General features: G+C 33.3%; 17 protein-coding genes. 11 read left to right on the top strand and 6 right to left on the bottom strand.

Translation table 11 applies throughout. The annotated features are described in order from the left end of the window. The first annotated feature begins 48 nt into the window (after positions 1-48). From BUA46_RS14050 to BUA46_RS14035, 4 genes are all read left to right on the top strand, one after another. Complete coding sequence (locus tag BUA46_RS14050) at positions 49-1,098, top strand: glycosyltransferase family 9 protein (RefSeq protein ID WP_019388575.1); 1,050 nt, start codon at positions 49-51, stop codon at positions 1,096-1,098. A gap of 24 nt (positions 1,099-1,122) precedes the next feature. Beyond that, on the top strand, positions 1,123-2,430 hold the full coding sequence (locus BUA46_RS14045) for an MFS transporter (RefSeq protein WP_019388576.1): 1,308 nt from the start codon (positions 1,123-1,125) through the stop codon (positions 2,428-2,430). Between the two features lie 283 nt (positions 2,431-2,713). Beyond that, positions 2,714-3,256, top strand: a complete 543-nt coding sequence (locus BUA46_RS14040) for a DUF4251 domain-containing protein (protein WP_019388577.1) — start codon at positions 2,714-2,716, stop codon at positions 3,254-3,256. 127 nt (positions 3,257-3,383) lie between these two features. Further along, a complete protein-coding gene (locus tag BUA46_RS14035; protein WP_019388578.1) occupies positions 3,384-3,986 on the top strand; it encodes a dioxygenase family protein in 603 nt (200 codons plus the stop codon). Between the two features lie 130 nt (positions 3,987-4,116). Here the strand turns inward: BUA46_RS14035 and BUA46_RS14030 are convergent, their stop codons facing one another. Next, on the bottom strand, positions 4,117-4,485 hold the full coding sequence (locus BUA46_RS14030; protein WP_019388579.1) for a winged helix-turn-helix transcriptional regulator: 369 nt from the start codon (positions 4,483-4,485) through the stop codon (positions 4,117-4,119). A 230-nt stretch (positions 4,486-4,715) separates the two neighbouring features. Between BUA46_RS14030 and BUA46_RS14025 the strand changes: the two genes are divergently transcribed. The 6 genes from BUA46_RS14025 (at position 4,716) to BUA46_RS14000 (ending at position 12,560) form a co-directional block, all read left to right on the top strand. After that, positions 4,716-5,390: an NAD(P)H-dependent oxidoreductase gene (locus BUA46_RS14025; protein ID WP_019388580.1), complete on the top strand. Its 675-nt coding sequence runs from the start codon at positions 4,716-4,718 to the stop codon at positions 5,388-5,390. A gap of 156 nt (positions 5,391-5,546) precedes the next feature. Next, the gene (locus tag BUA46_RS14020) at positions 5,547-6,428 is read left to right on the top strand and encodes a carbon-nitrogen hydrolase (RefSeq protein ID WP_019388581.1); all 882 of its coding nucleotides are present in this window, start codon (positions 5,547-5,549) and stop codon (positions 6,426-6,428) included. After that, entirely contained in the window at positions 6,428-7,459 is a 1,032-nt protein-coding gene (locus BUA46_RS14015) for an agmatine deiminase family protein (protein ID WP_019388582.1), read from the top strand. The genes BUA46_RS14020 and BUA46_RS14015 overlap by 1 nt, the downstream gene beginning before the upstream one ends. A gap of 215 nt (positions 7,460-7,674) precedes the next feature. Beyond that, positions 7,675-9,129: a DUF3360 family protein gene (locus BUA46_RS14010; RefSeq protein ID WP_019388583.1), complete on the top strand. Its 1,455-nt coding sequence runs from the start codon at positions 7,675-7,677 to the stop codon at positions 9,127-9,129. A gap of 313 nt (positions 9,130-9,442) precedes the next feature. Then, positions 9,443-10,639 (top strand): acyl-CoA dehydrogenase family protein, encoded by a 1,197-nt coding sequence (locus BUA46_RS14005; protein WP_019388584.1) that lies wholly within the window; start codon positions 9,443-9,445, stop codon positions 10,637-10,639. Between the two features lie 28 nt (positions 10,640-10,667). Further along, a complete protein-coding gene (locus tag BUA46_RS14000) occupies positions 10,668-12,560 on the top strand; it encodes a T9SS type B sorting domain-containing protein (RefSeq protein WP_019388585.1) in 1,893 nt (630 codons plus the stop codon). A gap of 242 nt (positions 12,561-12,802) precedes the next feature. Here the strand turns inward: BUA46_RS14000 and BUA46_RS13995 are convergent, their stop codons facing one another. Together BUA46_RS13995 and BUA46_RS13985 are read right to left on the bottom strand one after the other, a co-directional pair. Beyond that, positions 12,803-13,558, bottom strand: a complete 756-nt coding sequence (locus tag BUA46_RS13995; protein WP_019388586.1) for a slipin family protein — start codon at positions 13,556-13,558, stop codon at positions 12,803-12,805. Positions 13,559-13,974: 416 nt separating this feature from the next. Then, positions 13,975-15,825: a S8 family serine peptidase gene (locus BUA46_RS13985; RefSeq protein ID WP_019388587.1), complete on the bottom strand. Its 1,851-nt coding sequence runs from the start codon at positions 15,823-15,825 to the stop codon at positions 13,975-13,977. Positions 15,826-16,172: 347 nt separating this feature from the next. On the opposite strand from BUA46_RS13985, the gene BUA46_RS13980 reads away from it, so the two are divergent. Then, the gene (locus BUA46_RS13980; RefSeq protein WP_019388588.1) at positions 16,173-17,228 is read left to right on the top strand and encodes a serine hydrolase domain-containing protein; all 1,056 of its coding nucleotides are present in this window, start codon (positions 16,173-16,175) and stop codon (positions 17,226-17,228) included. A gap of 256 nt (positions 17,229-17,484) precedes the next feature. Here BUA46_RS13980 and BUA46_RS13975 read toward each other — a convergent pair whose 3' ends face one another. The 3 genes from BUA46_RS13975 to BUA46_RS13965 form a co-directional block, all read right to left on the bottom strand. Then, complete coding sequence (locus tag BUA46_RS13975) at positions 17,485-17,730, bottom strand: heavy metal-binding domain-containing protein (RefSeq protein WP_019388589.1); 246 nt, start codon at positions 17,728-17,730, stop codon at positions 17,485-17,487. Between the two features lie 22 nt (positions 17,731-17,752). Beyond that, a complete protein-coding gene (locus tag BUA46_RS13970) occupies positions 17,753-19,525 on the bottom strand; it encodes an efflux RND transporter periplasmic adaptor subunit (RefSeq protein ID WP_019388590.1) in 1,773 nt (590 codons plus the stop codon). Between the two features lie 4 nt (positions 19,526-19,529). Then, on the bottom strand, positions 19,530-19,925 hold a 396-nt coding region (locus tag BUA46_RS13965; RefSeq protein ID WP_143148149.1), incomplete at its 5' end, for an HAD-IC family P-type ATPase.

Here is a 19,925-nt window from a genome sequence, read left to right as displayed (position 1 = left end):
TATCTTATTTTGTAATTTTGCACCGATTAAAATTTAAACAGCTGCTTAATGAAATTTAAAACCCGCGTAAATAAAGTAAGGCGAAGCATTATGCGAAGCATTACCAAAAACATTGGAAGTTCTTATTCTGAGCCAAAAAAGGGTGATATAGCTGTTTCAGAAATTAAATCGGTACTTATCATTAGGCCTAATCATCGTTTAGGCAATCAGTTGTTATTAACACCATTGGTTCAAGAAGTGATTAACACTTTTGAAGGCTGTACTATCGATTTATTTGTAAAAGGAGGAGTTGCGCATCCGGTGTTTGAAAACTACACGCAAATCAATAACATCATAAAATTACCTCGAAAGCCTTTTGATAATGTGTTTAAATATGCCAAAAGCTGGTTATCTATTAAAAAGCAATCTTACGATTTGGTTATTAATGCCGATAGGAATTCGTCTTCGGGGAAATTACTAACCCAACTAGCTAAGGCAAAAATTAAAGTTTTTGGCGATATTGATGAAAGCATTAAAGAAACCTATTTAGACCACGAGCATATTTCTAAATATCCCGTTTACAACTTAAGATTTTATTTAACCAAACTAGGTTTGGATAAACCAGAGGCTGAAATGCCAGTATTAGATATAAAATTGAGCGATGAAGAAATTACTAAAGGAAATACCATATTAAACGATATTATTAAGAATAACGGTAAGAAAACCATCTGTATTTACACCAATGCAACGGGAAACAAATGTTATTCTGAAGCATGGTGGGAGAATGTATATTCTCGATTATTAAAAGAATATCCGAATTATAACATCATAGAAATGTTACCAATAGAAAACATTTCGAAGATAAATTTTAAAGCGCCACATTTTTACAGTCAGGATATTCGCGAAATGGGTGCCATTATTAGAAATACCAGTATTTTTATTTCTGCCGATAACGGCGTAATGCATTTAGCCAGCGCCTCTTTAGTCCCCGTGGTTGGATTTTTCTCCAGAACCAATACCAAAATCTATGGTTCTTATGGTAATGGTAGTGTAGCGCTTAATACTAATGAAACCAACATTGATGACTGGTTTAAGGCTATTGGTAACATTCTTAATTAAGACCTCTTATAGTTAATTTAATTCATGTCAAAACATAACCAGTATTCGTTTATTAATCCAAATAAATTTCCTTTTTTCTATGGTTATGTTGTGCTGGTTGTTGGAAGTATAGGCGTTTTAGCAAGTATACCAGGTCAAACCGTTGGAGTGTCGGTTTTTACAGATCCTGTTAAAGATGCACTAGGTTTAACAAGAAATCAATTTAGCAATGCGTATATGATTGGCACGTTATTAAGTGCTTTTTTCGTAACCAGAGCAGGGGTATTATTTGATAGATACGGCGCCAGATTTGTTGCCTTTTTCGCTGCCATTTTTTTAGGGATATCGTTACTTTTATTTTCAATTGCAGTTACTATTAGCAATAATATAAAACAATTTTTACAAATGGATTCTTGGGTAGTGCCCTTTGCACTTATCTCCATATTATTTTTTTTCATTAGGTTCTGTGGTCAAGGTGTGCTAACCATGTCATCACGTAATATGATAATGATTTGGTTTGATAAAAATAGAGGTAAAGTAAACTCCATAAGCAGTATAGGTGTATCGCTAGGGTTTTCTAGTTCACCAATTTTTATAAATAAACTTATAGACAATCATGGGTGGGAAATTAGCTGGCAAATTATAGCCATTTGTTTGTTTATTTTTAGTTTTTGTATCCTGCAGTTTTATAGAAATAAGCCAGAAGATTTTAATTTGAAGCCTGATGGTTTTGATGATAAAATCAAAATCTTTGAGGTTAAAAAAGAAGAAACAAGTTTTACTCTACAAGAAGCAAAACAAACCCGAGCTTTTTGGATGATAGGATTTATTTTAGCATTTAATAGTTTTTTTATAACAGGTTTTACATTTCATGTGGTTTCTATTTTTGCTAGTCAGGATTACACCAAATCGCAAGCTATCGCAGTGTTTTTACCCATATCTATTATAGCGATTGCAGTATCTACATTATGTAATATTTTAAGCGATTATATTCAACACAAAATATACATTTACATTATGATTATTAGTGGGGTTTTGGCCTCATTTGGGTTGTTGTTTTTGTCGCATACTATTGGGATTTACCTTTTAATAATAGGATTAGGTTTACTTAGTGGTTTGTTTGCTGTTGTAAATGCGGTAACATGGCCTCGATATTATGGAAGAAAATATTTAGGTTCCATCACAGGTAAAGTAATGAGTTTTATTGTTATAGCTAGTGCTATTGCACCTAGTTTGTTTAGCTATTGTTTTACTACTTTTGGGTCTTATAGTTATATAACTTATATTACTTTAGGGTTTCTTATATTTTTAATTGTAGCTGCTTTAAAAGTTAAAAATCCACAACATTCTTAGTCTTTTAAGAATTTGTATAGATTCACATATCTAAACCCATTGATTTTAGCTTTTTTCCTAAACCTAACAATTATTTAAAACACTATTATTTCTTTGTTACATTCATAAATGTTTGCAGCAGCTGTTTAATTAATTACAAATAAGTCACGAAAAATTAGATACTCCTAAATCTTATTATAGTAAATTTCATTTAAAAGGCTAACACGTTGTATTTTAACAGGTTTTTAAGTAATAATTATCTTAAATTTTTATAATTTTAGAAGGAATCCTTATTCCTTGAGCTATGAAAAATTATTGGTTGGTTATTTGTGCTTTTCTTGTTTTAACATTTTCATGTAAGTCATCGAAATCTAAATTCACAGATGCAGAAATAAACGCCTTAGAAACTTTAATTGAAAGTAAACACTTCACTATAGAGTCCGATTGGGCAAATCCGCAAGTTACCTATGCCATGCAACAGGTTTTAAACTCGGGATTGATGCAACGTGGTAGCTCCCCAAATGCCATTAGTTTAATAGGAAACCCCAATCATTTAACTATTAAAAATGACAGTGTTACATCGTATTTACCTTATTTTGGAGAGCGCCAAATGGGTGCCGCTTATGGAGATTCTGGTGCTATTGAGTTGCAAGGTTTAATTGAAAACTACGAAGTCTCAAAAGGAAAGCGTAATCGTTACGTAATTAAATTCGATGCTAAAAGTAAAACAGAACAGTTTAATGTAATCATTCTAATATTCCCAAATTTAAAAAGTGATTTGCGTATACAGAGTTCATCCAGATTTCCTATTGCTTATTCCGGACGTGTAGAAGCCATAAACCCATAAAAGCTTTTTCAGTGTTAAAAATGCATGCGTTTCATCTATTCATCGTAAAATTTTATAGTTCAATCGAGTTTTTTGTTTAAAACCACTTGTAGTCATTTAGTTTTGAGGAGATTAAAAATTTCCCCAAATGAAAAAATTAATAACACTACTTACTTTTGCCGCTTTTAGCCTACTACAAGCGCAAGAAACCGCTAACCTTCCAGAGAATTTCAAAAAGCGAAGTCCGATTTACGATTATTCAGAAAAAAAGCTGAACAATGTAGATACCATTCCAGATTTTGAAGCTAAATCTCAGAAGTTAAAAATTACAGGTACGATTTACGAAAGTGATGGCGTAACACCTGCAAAAAATGTGCTTTTATTCATTCATCATACCGATGAAAATGGAAATTTCGAATTAAAAAGACAAAATAAAAAACGCTACGTACACCACAGAGGCTGGGTAAAAACGGATGCTGATGGCAAATACACCTTTTACACCTTTATTCCAGGGAATTATATGTACAGTAACGAGCTAAAACAAATATTACCTATTGTTAAAGAGCCTAATAAACCTGAATATAAAATTGAAACCTTTCTATTTGATGACGATCCTTTATTAACTGGAAAATGTAGAACCAAAGTTGAGGAAACAAATCCTAACCGAATTCTTAAACTGAACAAAAAAGAAGGCTTATTTGAAGCCAAAAGAGATATTGTATTGGGTCAAGAAGGAGAACCTTCATTCTGAATACGTAAAAAATTATATAAATGAGACATGTTTATTTTTAAGCATGTCTTTTTTAAATAAGTAAAGGCAATGCTTGTATATCAAGAACAATATGATCAGATATCGAATTGCGATTAAAAAGTTAAACTATCTATTCTATAATTTCACCTTTTTCTTCAGCAACAATTTTCCCCCAATTAGCAATTGCCATCAATACAGGCGCCAAACTTTCACCAAAAGGCGTTAAGGCATATTCTACTTTTAAAGGTGGTTTTTTGGTGTAAACCTTCCTTGTAATTAATCCATCACTTTCCAATTGCTTAAGTTGTAAACTTAAAGTACGTTCGGTAATGGTTGAAATTAATTTATACAATTCATTATATCTTTTTTTGCCGTCAACGAGGTATATAAGAATAACACTTTTCCATTTTCCACCAATGAGTTCCATGGCAATACTCGTAGTGCACGAAAACATTTTGTCGTTATACTTTATTAATCGCTTTTTATGTTCAATTTCCATAATTCATTTTATAATACCATGCAAAGTTACAACACTATCATTTATTATACAACTATACTTTTTATAGTATATTAAACATTTTTTATTATACTGATAATCAATATAATACAATAAAATTTTATCAAAATTACATACTATCATATTTGACCGTTATTGCGAGATTCATAAACTACATTTACTTTTGCACTATACTTTTGATAGTAGAATTAATAATAATAAAAAATTAAAATATGAATACCGAAACCATCTCAAGAGAGGACATTATTGAAGCATTTAATTTTAGACATGCAACTAAAGAGTTTGATGCGACTAAAAAATTAACGCAAGACGATATTAATTTCATCCTAAAAACAGCAAATCTTTCACCAAGTTCTTTTGGTTTTGAACCTTGGCATTTTGTAATTGTTCAAGATCAAGAACTACGCGAATTATTAAAACCAGTAGCTTGGGGCGCACCTTTGAAACTCGATACAGCAAGTCATTTTGTGTTAGGTTTAAGTATGAAAGCGCCAATGGTAAAACACGATGCCGATTACATTATGCACATGATGAAAGACGTAAAACAATTTCCTGAAGATGTTATTGAAATGTACTCTAAATTTTATAGAGAGTTTCAAGAGCGCGATTTCGATTTAGATACAGACAAAAAATTATTCGACTGGTCTTCTAAACAAACTTACATTGCCTTAGGTAATATGATGACTTCAGCAGCCTTGGCAGGTATTGATTCTTGCCCGATTGAAGGATTTCATCAAGAACAAGCGGAAGCTTTGCTTAGAGAAAAATTTGGAATAGATACTGATAAATACGGATTGTCATTTATGGTTGCTTTTGGTTACAGAAAAGCAGATCCAGAATTCCCGAAATCTAGAAGAGCTTTTGAAGAGATTGTCACTTGGAAATAAATCGATTTTATAAAATATTATACAAAGGATTATTCGCTAGAGTAATCCTCTTTTTTTTAATTCAAAAAGCCTACAACTATTAAAAACTATTTTATTTCCGAAACGTTTGCGTTTCAATTTATTTAGTACTTTTATCGCGCATTTTTTAATAAAACAATGAGAAAATATAATATCGCTGTAATTCAGCTCAATCTTAATGATATTGCGGCAAACAACCTAAAAAAGTGTTTGCATTGGGTACGTGAAGCTGCCCAAAAAGGCGCAGAAGTTATTTGCTTACCAGAGCTTTATAGCAGTCATTATTTCTGCCAAACCGAAGATGTTGAAAATTTTTCAATAGCAGAACCTTTATACAGTACTTCATTTAAAGCGTTTAGTGCCTTAGCTAAAGAACTTGGAGTTGTTATTATCGTACCATTCTTTGAAAAACGTATGGCTGGTATTTATCATAATAGCGCCTACATCATCGATACCGACGGAACTGAAGCAGGTTTGTATAGAAAAATGCATATTCCAGACGATCCGCATTTTTACGAAAAATTCTATTTCACGCCTGGTGATTTAGGATTTAAAAACAACGTCACTAAAAAAGGAAACATAGGTACTTTAATCTGTTGGGACCAGTGGTATCCTGAAGCTGCAAGACTTACTGCTTTAAAAGGATCTGAAGTGTTATTTTACCCTACGGCAATTGGCTGGCATCCAGCTGAAAAAGCTGAATACGGTAAAAATCAATATGGCGCATGGATGAATGTTATGAAAGGTCATGCTGTAGCTAATGGTATTTATGTGGCTGCAGCAAACCGCATTGGTTTAGAAAAATATGTTCCTAATACGGCTGGTATTGAATTCTGGGGAGCTTCATTTATTGCAGGTCCTCAAGGTGAAATTTTAGCACAAGCTTCTCATGATAAAGAAGAAATCATAATGGCTGAAGTAGATTTAGATTTACAAGAAAATGTACGTCAGAATTGGCCATTTTTCAGAGACCGACGTATTGATGCTTTTCATGATTTAACCAAACGCGCAATCGATTAATGATGAGACGATTTCCGGCAGAATGGGAAAAACAAGAAGGTATTTTATTATGTTTCCCGCATAACGGTAAAGATTGGCCAGGGAAATTTCAGGCTATTCAATGGGCATTTGTCGAATTCATAAAAAAAATTGCAACCTACGAAACTGTATTTTTAATCGTTGCCAATTCAAAACAGCAAGCCAAAGTGAGTAATATGCTTGAAACGGCTACTGTAAATATTCAAAACGTTCGTTTTATTATTCACAAAACCAACCGTAGTTGGATGCGCGACTCTGGACCTATAATCGTTAAAAACGGAAGCAGGAGGGAAGCCCTAAATTTCAATTTCAACGCTTGGGCTAAATATAAAAATTACCAACTCGATAAAAATACTCCAGAAGTTGTAGCAAAAACTTTAAACGTGCCATTAACCCAAGTGCAATATAAAGGCAAACCTGTGGTTTTAGAAGGTGGTGCACTTGAAGTTAACGGTAAAGGTACGCTTATAACTACTGAAGAATGTCTGTTACATCCAACAATTCAAGTGCGCAATGCTCATTTTACAAAAGATGATTACGAGGCTGTTTTTAAAGAATATTTAGGAGTTACAAATACCATTTGGTTAGGTGATGGTATTATTGGCGATGACACTCACGGGCATATTGATGATTTATGTCGTTTTGTAAATGCTGATACCGTGGTTACCATTATTGAAACCGATAAAAAACATAAAAACTACAAACCCCTTCAGGACAATTTAAAGCGTTTGCAACAAGCAAAGCTCGAAAACGGAAAAGCGATAAACATTGTAACTGTTCCAATACCAAAAGACATCGTATTCGACAATTTAACGTTACCAGCAAGTTATGTCAATTTTCTTATTACAAACAAAGTTATTTTAGTGCCAACATTTAATGATGTTTCTGATAGAATAGCTTTAAATACTTTAGCTGAATGTTTCCCAGACAAAGAAGTTATAGGCATAAGCGCCATCGATCTTATTTGGGGCTTTGGGACCTTGCATTGTTTGAGTCAGCAGATTCCACATTAGTTTTCATATTTAATTCATAGATAAATACGACAAGTTTAGAGTCATTCATATAAATAATCATCAAAACTTCTTTTCTAACATGAAAAAATAAGCTAGTCATTTTTCTGTTATAATAAATTCAAAATAAATTTCCTGACATATCTCATATTTAGAGATTAATTATGCCACTATTTTTGCGCTTTCAAACTGACTAAAATATTGACATCAAAACAGACATGAAGAAAGACGCGGGAAATTCTTATCGGGAAAAACGAAAAAAGTCTAGTGAATTCGAAAAAAGAGAAGACTATTTAGAACATGAATTATTAATAATGAAATTCCGTAGATGGAAAATTCATTTACCTTTCCGAGATTTCCATGTAGAGTTTGAAGATTTAGTACCTGCACTAGCAGCAACAATTGGTAAAGTAGTCATGGTAACCGCTATGGTTGCTGCATTTGCTGCTCAGTTTGGACTATCATCAGAATTCATTGCAGAAAATGTAAGATATGAATTGTTGATTGCTGGAGGCATTTTCGTAATAATATTTTCTGCTATTTTAAATCCACGTGCAAATTTAGCCGGAACACATGGCCCTATGATACCTTTAATTCCTATAATTGCCGCTGCTGGGGGGCATCCCTTAGCATTAGGCATATTAATTGGTGTATTTGGTCTATTATTAAGTATAACCAAAGGTGGTTCTAAATTAATGGCTTTAACAGGTGTGGGAGTTCGTGGAGGTTTGCTAATATATTTAGGCGCGGTCGGACTTATATCTCAAATTACTAAATTTGAATCTTGGGCCTCTAGTGTTAATGCCAGTACCGTTTCTTTCGTGGTCATAGGAATTACGATACTTATATATGCGTATTTAGCACGTATTAAAAAAAGGTGGTTAGCTATTCCTTTATGTTCAGCAATTGCAGGAATTGTAGCTTACGCCATGGGTGTAAATTTTGAATTTACTACAGCTCCAGGTTTACCGCATTTAAATCCGTTTTGGTGGTGGGGTGAGAACACAGGTTGGCAATTAGGATGGCCTGATTTAGGGCATTTTATAGCGGTTATTCCTTTTGCTATTTTGGCAGTTGCTATGTGGTCTCCAGATTATTTAGGGCATCGTGTATTTCAAGAACTCAATTACCCTAAAAAAGCTAAAGATGTTTTAATGGATGTCGACGATACTATGACAGTAGCTTCTGTACGACAAATTGTGGGTTCAACTTTAGGTGGTGGTAATATTGCCTCATCGTGGGGAACCTATATGATTCCTGCAGCTATTGCTAAACGCCCCATTCCTGGTGGTGCAGTTCTTACCGCAATATTATGTGTTCTAGCTTCCGTTTTTGGATACCCTATGGATCTAGCTATGTGGGAACCCGTGCTTAGAATTGCTTTAATTGTTGGTGTGTTTTTACCATTACTAGAGGCAGGTATGCAAATGGTAAAAGAACATAATGATTCATTAAGTGCTGGCACATGTATTTTTGCTTGTGCATTTGTTAACCCAGTATTTGGATGGGCCTTAACAATGCTTCTAGATAATTTAGGATTAATTGGTGATCATAAAAGGGCAAAGTCATTAACCTTAAAAGAACGATTAATTATTCCAGGAGTAATGTTTTTAGTTTGTGTCGTTTCTCTGGCTTTGGCTGGTCAACTACCTGGGATTCCTGGAATTTTTTAGATTCAAAACTGTAGTTTATAAAGATATTGGATGGTCATTAATCTGCTTAACAAAGGTAAGATGAGTCGACAACAATTATTATCGAAATGTGTCGCAGAATCGGCATTATCGTTATAATATTTATTAAAAAAATGCTCTTGAGTCTTTTACTTTGTTAATGACACCGTATTAGGTTGTACGTAAATCCCAAATAGAAAATAAGATAGATGCACTTTCATATAGCACTATTAACTTCAAGATACCACCTTCATAAAACTTAGGATTTATAGTTATCTTTAGTATTTCAATCGGAATACATCAAAAATCCAAGTTTATGTTACAAGATGTTTTAATAAAACGCGAAATATATGCATCAGAAGAACACCAAATGATGCGCGACATGATTCAAGATTTCATTAAAAATGAAATTATCGATAACATAGAAGCATGGGAAAAAAAAGGGATGGTAAGTCGCGACATTTGGGAACGCGCCGGAGCCTTAGGGTTATTGTGCATTGATATGGCAGAACAATACGGCGGCAGTGGTTTAGATTTTAGTTTTAGTGCTTTGTTTATTGAAGAATTGGCTAAAGAGGGCATTAACGGACCAGGATTTTCATTGCACTCAGATATTGTAGCTCCTTATCTTTTAAAGTATGGCACAGAGGAACAAAAACAAAAGTATTTGCCTAAAATGGCCACTGGAGAAATAATTACATCTCTGGGTATGACCGAGCCCAACTGTGGTAGTGACCTTAAAGCCATAAAAACATCTGCAACCGACAAAGGCGACCATTATGTGGTAAACGGACAAAAAACCTTTATCACCAATGGATATATGAGTGATATGTCTATTGTTGCAGTAAAAACCAATGTGGGCACCAAATATGAAGGAGTGTCATTACTAATAATGGAGAGTGATTATGAAGGTTTCGAAAAAGGAGTTCCTTTTCATAAAGTCGGCATGAAAGCCCAAGACACCTGCGAATTATTTTTCGATAATGTAAAAGTGCCGAAAGAAAATTTATTGGGCGAAGAGGGTCTGGGTTTCAAAATAATGATGACAGAATTGGCAAGAGAACGCTTAACTGTTGCACTCAACGCTATTGGTGGGGCAGAAGGAGCTATTGAAAAAACCATTGCCTATACCTCCTCCAGAACCGCTTTTAAACAACCCATTGCCAATTTTCAAAACACGCAATTTAAACTGGCAGAATGTGCTTCACAATTACAAATACATCAAGCTTTTTTAGACCGTTGTACAAAATTATTAGCAACACATCAACTCACTACCGAAAGCGCCTCAATTGCCAAATATTCTGCAACAGAAATGCACGGTAAAGTCGTGGACGAATGTCTGCAACTCTTTGGAGGGTATGGCTATATGTGGGATTATCCTATTGCACGCATGTATGCAGATAACAGAGTTGCCAGAATTTATGCGGGTACTAATGAAATCATGAAAATACTAATTGCCCGCGGATTATTTAAGGAATTATTTCAACAAATGAAATCCATGAAAAAAGAATAGTTATTTTTATTTATAAACTATTTAAAATTTGAAAACGACATTATTTTTTTGCCTTTTATTTACAACATTTCTTTATGGTCAATGCCCTGATGGAGATGTTACGTTTAATTCGCAGGGAGATGTGGAACAGTTTCTTTCTAATTATCCCGATTGCAACAGCATTAGTGGTGATTTTATAATTACAGGTTCGGTGAACAATTTAGCCTCCTTAAATAATATTCGATCAATTGAAGGCAGTTTAATAATAAACAACACACAACTCGTTACAATATCAAATTTCAACAATTTAAATGCCGTTTTAAATAACATTGAAATTTCAGATAATGCGAGACTAACTGAAATCATTGGTTTTAATAGGCTATTGGATTTAGGTTTTATGTTTAGTATAGAAAACAACCCCAGGTTGGTTACCCTCGATGGCTTTAATAGAGCAACCGATGTTTTTGGAAATTTCATATTAAACGGTAATACGGCATTAGTAACTATTTCTGGCTTTACCAAATTAGCGGCTATTCACAACGCCATGGCTATAAACGACAGTCCTGTTCTAAAGCGTATCCCCAGCTTTAATAATATCATTTTAATGAACTGGTTTATTCAATTTTACAATACAGGATTATCTGAAATTACAGGCTTTGATAACTTAACCACCATAGGAGGAGGTGTGAATGAAACATTGGGATTAAACATTTCCAACAATCAAAATTTAATAACTATTTCAGGGTTTAATTGTTTAGAACGTATTGCATTCGATTTGTTAATTCAAGATAACCCATTGTTGGAAAGCGTTATAGGTTTGTCTAATTTAGAACGTGTAGACCAAATAGTAACCATTAGAAATAATGACGCCTTATTTTCACTAAACGGCTTGCAAAATTTAACTTCAATAGCTACAACAGGTTACGAAACAACGGTGGTGCTTGATGTACTAGACAATCCGCAATTATCGGATTGTAATGCTTTATGTCAAGTGTTGTCTTCAAATGGCATCAAAGGACTTACAAACATATCAAATAATTTAGCTGGTTGTGATTCTGAAGCAGAAATAGAAACTTCCAATTGCACAGCGTTTCAGGGTATATCGTGCACCAGTTTAACACAACCATTATCTGGTGAAATGAATGTTGAATTAGATACCAATATATCTTGGAATGCCATACCTGCTGCCACAGGTTATTTAATTTCCATAGGCACATCACCCGAAGGTGCTCAAATAGCCTATAATGTAGATGTTGGCAATGTCACAACTTATAATTTGCCAAATGCACTACCAGAGGACAGCACCATATTCGTAAAAATAAAACCTTATTCAAATAATGTTCAAGCGACCTGCTGTATAGAAGAAAGCTTTACCACGGTAAACATTCCCCTTGGATGCACTCAGCTTCTGCAACCTCGTAATAATACAACCAATGTTCCTGTAAATACTATTTTTAGCTGGGAATCTGTATTTGGTGCCGCTGGATATAAAATAAGTATTGGCACAACTCCGGGAGCAACAGATATTGCAAACCAAATAGATGTTACCGATAATACCACTTATACATTAACCGAGAATTTACCTGAAAATACAATGATTTTTGTAACTGTAGTTCCGTATAACGACACCGAGAATAGCATGGGTTGTATTGAAGAAAGCTTTACCACAGCTGCTAAAGTCGAATCATTAACGGTTCCAAAATTCTTCACTCCAAATAATGACGGGCAAAATGATACTTGGTTCATTAACGACCCGCAAAATGAAATTGAAATCGTTTCTATCTATAACCGTAATGGTAAACTCCTTAAAACACTAAACCAAATACAACAAGGTTGGAACGGACTTTTTAATAACGAGTTGATGCCTGTAAACGATTATTGGTACATCATTAAATTGAAGAATGGCAAGCAAATGAGCGGTCATTTTACCTTAAAACGTTAGTGCGAAAACCATCACAAAGTTCTTTTTTTATAAGTCTTTATATAAATAATGTTTATTTCAACTCACAACTCTTTTATTTTAAAAAACAATTTTTACGCAAACTTTTTAGATATTTGTTCAAGACTTGAAATACGAAAAAATTATTGTCTTTAATGAATTCAAACAAAAAAGCATCAAGGTTATTTAGTATACTTTCCATTATATTGTTAGTTTCAGCTTTGTAATATTTCAATATTATTGAATTATTTTTTTCGTTTTTTCCGATTTACTTTTTTCACAGGAAGTACTTCTTCTGGGAAAGGGAAAAGTATGGTTGAATTTTTTTCTGCCGCTATATTAGATAAGGTTTGATATAAACGCAATTTTATGGCAGATGGCGACTGATCGATAAGTTTTCCTGCCTCAAGTAATTTACTTGCTGCTTGCTCTTCTGCCAAGGCCAGTATAATTCTTGCTCTACGAGAACGTTCAGCCTCCGCTTGATTAGCCATCATTCGGCGCATATTCTCCGGTAATTGAATATCTTTTATCTTAACATCATTAATTATTATACCCCATTCTTTAGTTTCTTCTTCAACAATTTCTTTAATGTTTTTACCCATTTCTTCCCGTTTAGAAAGAATAGTATCTAACTCTACTTTTCCACAAACATCCCTAAGCGCTGCTTGTGCAAGTTGCGTTATTGCAAATTTGTATTCTTCGACTTCTAAAACTGCTTTTTCTGGATTATCAATTCTAAAAAAAACAACACCATCTATACTACATGGTACGTTATCTTCAGTCATAACTTCTTGTGAATCAATATTGAAAGTAATTACTCTTATATCAACTACTTGAATCGTTTCTATAAATGGAATAATCCAACGAAAACCAGGTTTCAGGGTTTTTATATATTTTCCAAATCTAAATTTAAGAGCTCTTTTGTATTCAAATACAATTCGAATACCACCAAATAGAAACAGCCCAAAAATTATACCTATTAAGACTAACTTGTTCATAATATATCTATTAAAATTTATAATGATTACTCAATTGAAAAGGCTTTAAACCCATTCAGAATGACTATTAATTGCTTTCATGCCTATGTTATTGTAAGTTGTTTACTAAACCACTTAATTTAAATGTAGCGATGAATATGGATCATTATAAAGATACGTTTTTTTTAGGAATTTTCCGAGTTTTAAACCTCGAATTTATAATGTATCTATTTGAAAAACAAGATGTTAAAAAGAGTTATTTTGAATGTTTACTTCTGGCAAAACTTAAAAATATATATAACAATTATCGATATAAAACAAGGGTGTCATTATATCTACAGTTATAACAAATATTGCCTGTGAGCACTATTTCGGCAATTGTAGAGAATGTATAAATTTAGTTCTTAAAAAACTTATAAATTGCTTGAAACCTCAAGTTAACCTTTTACTTTTTTCATTTTAATCGACTTTCTAATAGGAGGCTTTTTATTATCAACGGCATCTATTGATGCTTTAGGATTCATTAATATAATACGTCCATCTTCACTAACATCGCTATAAGAAATAATATAGTTTTTTACATCTTCAACACTTAAATCTGGGTTTATAGCCCATATTTTTCCAGCCAAATTTGCTGTATTAGGAGATGACATTGATGTTCCAGACATTTTTAACCTTTCACCTCCAGGTACATAACTTTCTACATCAAAACCATTAGCATGCACATCTACATTTTTCCCGAAGCTAGAAAAACTTGTTTCTTCACCAGTTTGATCTACAGCACCTACGGTAAGTATATTTGGTAAATCAAAAGAGGAAGGAATGGCCTCATAAAATTCACTGTCTTCATCAGAGTTCCCTGAAGACGTAATAAACAAAATATCTTCAGCATCTTTAATAGCATTATAGAAAGCTGTTTTTCCAATATTAAATATTTCTAGAGCCATTTTTTTTCGTTCTTCACTATCCTCACCAACACCATGCTTTTCTAAAGCGGTTTCAATACCTTGAGGTGAACCGCCAAAACTCATGTTTACTATACGAACCCCATTGGTTTTAAAATAATTAATGGTTTCAATGGTCTCCTCTGCACCTTTTTTAGCCTTCTCGATGGTTGGTAGTTCAGGCATTAATTTATATCCAAAAGTTATTCGAGCTACTAATAAATCTACTGCAGGGTTATCAAGAACAGCAATTCCAGCAACATGTGTTCCGTGAGCAAAATTCCCGAAAAAATTAAGGTTTTCAATAAAAGGTTTCACTTCATCAGGCTTTAACTCTGACATTATTTGTTTTAATCTATCCGCTTCTTCACTTTCAATATTAGATTGTAAATCTTTTAACCCTTTGTATAGTTGTAATGTTTTTGGTACAGCAACTTTCTGTTCATCAGTAAGCTGTATCAAGTTACCCGTTATTTTATTGGAATGTAAATCGTGAGCAATACCATTAACATCATCAACATACCCATTACCATCATTATCAATATTATCTATTTTTTCCAAATTATTTATATACATATTATCAGGAAATAGAGTGTCGTCTATACCACTGTCCCAAATTGCAATTGTTACTGGGCTTAAATTTTTACGATTTGATATATCGACATTGCGTTCTTTCCATATATCCTTTTTTTCAATATGGTTAGCATCTAAATAGGTTTTATAAACGCTGGCAACAATATCTTTATATGGTAAAATATAACTTGACAGGTATTTGTAATTAATCAAAAGGTCAGCAAAATCGCCACTTAACTCACCATTTTGAGATGCAATATCAATATTTTCAACAATCAATCCTTCTATTAGGTTTTCAGAAAATATCTGCATGGACGATTTACTAGATTTTATATCATCTCCTACAATCTCATAATCTAGATGATTAACTAATTGTTGTAATTCAGTTTCATAAGTGCTATTAAATTCGTTTGCATCAGTTGTATGATGCTTTTCCATAGTATTTAAAAAAGCAAAAGATAAAATCCCAGAAGTTTGTTTTTGTGATGGTTTAATCTGTAAAGATTTAATCATTTCAATTTTAGCTCTTCCTTCGTTAAACTTATTCTCAAAAAAGTCAATAGATTTTAATGTAGATAAAATACTTTTCTTTAAAGTAAGATCTTCTATAACGTAACTATCTTTAAGAGATAAGTAGTTTTTTTCTACTTCTAGATATAGCTTCCTAAATTGATCGTGATCTTTATAGACAACAGATGCAAGATTATCTATTTTATATGTGAATCTGGGAACATCATTTACACTTCTAATGGTATCACGTTGTGCACTCATTGAAAACAGTGTAAAACAAAAGACTATAATAAGACAAGATCTAATTTTCATGGAATAGTATGGATTTAATTGAGATATTCGAATATCTATAAATATAGTCATTATATTTCAGAATCCAGATTAACAATGGCTCTCAAAGCACCGTTATTCTTAAAACAATACCATGGAGTATTCTTTTATTACTATATGTTTCTGCGATATTTTTCATAATGGGAGTGTCATAAAATAAATTTAGGATACAAAAACCAATTCATCCCTAACATATAACAGTTCGGTAATTCGAAATTCATTATTAAGACCATCTAAAATATATTTGTTTCATAAATTATTATTTAGAGTATAGAAAAATGAAAACTACTAAGCATAAAACCAGTAAAGGGAAGCAAATATTCAGAATCATATTATTTGCTGGAACTTTTATTTCCTTATGGTTTGTACCTTGGATTCTGGTAAAAGCATGGATACTGCCATTACCAGATACAGTTCAAGAGCAAGTGGACCAAACGTTAAGCTATGGTTTTGATGGTGTTATTGTCTATGTAGATGAAGCCGGCAAACCGTCAGCTTTCTATACCGCAGGTTATCATAATACCGAAGAAAAAATACCAGCCAAACCAAACGCTTTATTCAAAATTGCCAGTATCAGCAAGCTTTACGTGGCTGTTGCTATTACTAAATTAGAACATAACAAGCAATTGTCTTTAGATAAAACAGTTACTGATTACTTTCCTGAACTCACAGGAAGAATAGAAAATGCCGAAGACATCACCTTACGCATGCTAGTACAACACCGAAGCGGGATTCCAAATTTTACAGACAATCCTGAGTTTTGGAAAAATCAACCCAACACCAACACAGATGTGCTTGAATATGCACTCGATTTACCGGCAAAATTCCAGCCCAACAAGGATTATGGATATTCAAATACGAATTATTTATTGCTTTCCAGAATCATTGAACAAGTTACAGGACGTCCTCGACACGACTATTTCAAAAAAGAAATTTTTAAGCCTCTTGGATTGAAAAACACTTATGGCTCAATTGATGAGGTCAATCTAGACGAAGTTATGAGCGGGTATTATGTAGGTATTGAAAAGGACTTCAAAAATGAGAATAGTGGCATGATGATAGCTACTGCTGAAGATGTTGGCATTTTTTTAAGAGCTTTAAATGATGGGTCATTACTTAATGAAAAAGAGATGGAAATCTACAGCTCGATCTATGAATTTAACCATGGAGGATTGGCTCCAGGTTACCAATGTCTAGCAGAATACCATAAAGATATTGATGCTGTTGTTGTACAATTTATGAATACCACCGATTTTGAAGGCTATCAATGGAATTTGTTAGAGATCACGCACAGTCGTGCTGTAAAGATATTGCGTAAAAATAATAACCGTTAAAGTGTATTCTCAAATGTTTCATCTACGATTTAATGAAACCGCTTGCGGTCCACGAGCGCTTATTTATCATATAGGAAAGGTGCGCTTAAACACCTTTTATGTAGCCTGTTTCGAGCGTAATCGAGATGACAGGAGGGAAGTATAATGTGTGTGGAATGGAAATAATTGACCATAAAACAAAAAAAGCAACATCGAATATTAGCTATCAAAATTAATTATGATGTAATCAATATTGATGCTGCTTAATTATAAAAGTTTATTGTTTTTCTACTTTCTTTAAATCCATATTACATACAGGACATGCCCCTTCTTTGTCATACGTTTTTCCATCTTCGCAATCCATTGGACATTGATAAGCATCATGCATAGCAGTTTCATTGGTATCATGTTTATGATTTTCATGCATCTCTGTGTTATTCTCTTTTTTTTTGGTATCTCTACATGATGTAAAAAATACACTTATTCCTAAACTAATTGCCAGTACTAAAATTACCTTTTTCATTGTTTTAAAATTTAATTATTAATTATTCTATTACTTGTTTTACTTCTCCACAGGTAAGCATGGCATCACCAAAATATGGATTGATTACTTTTTCTTCTTTACTCAACCAATATGCACCATTGTTGTTATCTGCCATAGGACAAAACTCTACAAAGACCTTTTCGTTAACGCCAAAAAGCTGAAGAATTTTAATTAAGTGCGACGATAGATGCTTAAAATGATCTCTTTGACCTTTAATATCTGATGTATTTGAAATTGAAGTTGCTGATGCTTTTATTTCTTTTTCTAATGACATCCAATGATTATGAGCCTCTTTGTCCTTTAATAGTTTCATATCTACTTCAGATAAATTATCTAATAACTTTTTTGATTCTGCCATTACGTTATCTGAATCGTCTTTTACTAGAGCATCTTTTAAATTGATATAATCATTGTAAACAACTTTTAATTGTTCTTGAAATTTCTCTGACACTGGTAATCGTTCATTTCTATTGGTATGATCACTTTCTTTTTTTGATGCATTATTATCCATTCCTAAATGTCCTTCGTGACCAGTTATAACTTTTCCACCATCTTTATTCATCATTGATTTTTTACCTTGTAATTGTGCTGCTGCGTCAACGGTAAATGTTCCGTTAGTTACTATTTCATTGCCAACAAATAATCCTTCCAAAACTTCATATTCGTTACCAATTTGATTGCCTAAAACAACCTCACGCATTTCGAAAACGGATTGGTCTGGATTAGTTTTTAAATACACCACAGAACGTTCACCTGTCCAAAGTATTGCAGATGCTGGAATTGTTATTACCTCATCATTACTACTTGAAACTCGTTCAATAATTGCGGTTACAAACATTCCAGGTTTAAATACCTCGTTTTTATTATTAAGCACCACACGTAAGGTTACTGTTCTTGTTTTAGTGTTTAAAACGGGGTCAATAAAATCTACTTTCCCTTTAAACTCCTTATTAACATAAGCGTTTGTTGTTACTAAAACTTCTTGTCCTTTTTTAAATAAATCAATTTGATTTTCATAGACATCAAAATTTGCCCAAACGGTATTTAAGTTGGCTATCTTTAATAGTGGCTGACCTTGTTTTATGTAATCGCCTTGTTCTACCAACTTATCGGTTACGGTTCCAGATACAGTTGCATACACAGGGAAATTTTCCAGTACTTTACCTGAAGTTTCAATCTGATTGATTTGGTTATCAGAAAGTTTCCATAGCATCAATTTATTCCGTACCGCTTTGTACAATGCAGGCTGTGATTCCTTTAATGACTTTGCTGTAATTAACTCCTGCTGTGCCGTGTAGAGTTCTGGCGAATAAATGGTTGCCAATAGCTGGTCTTTCCGCACTTCCTCGCCTGTAAAACTGACATTCAATCGTTCAATTCTTCCCGAGAAATAACTTACTTGTACTGCATTAGCTTCTTCATTTTTAGCAATTTTTCCAGATAATTTTATTGTATTGCCATCAACACTACCTTTACCAACAACAGTCGTTTGAATATTTGCTAATGCCATTGCATTTTCGGTTAACTTGAATTGGTCTGCCAATAAACCATCACTTGTACTTTCCGCAGGTATTAAATCCATTCCACAGATAGGGCAATCACCTGGTTCTGGCTGCATAATTTGTGGATGCATTGAACACGTCCACATTTGATTGGTTTCTGAAACTTCATCGTGATTGTGATCTGTTTCTGAATTTGATGAGCCACCAAAAAGCAACCATCCTAAAAGTAGCCCAATGGCTAATATTCCGATATAAACTATATATTTTTTCATTTTATTATATATTAATATTTCTTAATCGTAATGCGTTTACTATAACAGAAACCGAGCTAAAACTCATTGCCAATGCTGCTATCATGGGTGAAAGTAAAATTCCAAAAAATGGAAATAAAACACCTGCCGCAATAGGTACTCCTAATGTGTTATAAATAAGTGCAAAAAATAGATTCTGCTTAATATTCTTCATTACGGAATCGCTTAAATTTCTGGCTTTTACAATACCGTGTAAATCGCCTTTTACTAACGTAATCATTGCACTTTCTATCGCAACATCTGTTCCAGTACCCATTGCAATACCTACATCACTTTTTGCCAATGCTGGTGCATCATTAATACCATCACCTGCCATTGCAACCACTTTTCCTTTTTCTTGCAGTTTCTCTACTTCTTTGAG

It is taken from the genome of Algibacter luteus, from assembly GCF_900141715.1.
GTDB lineage: Bacteria > Bacteroidota > Bacteroidia > Flavobacteriales > Flavobacteriaceae > Arenitalea > Arenitalea lutea.
This window is presented reverse-complemented; position numbering and strand designations above follow the sequence as displayed.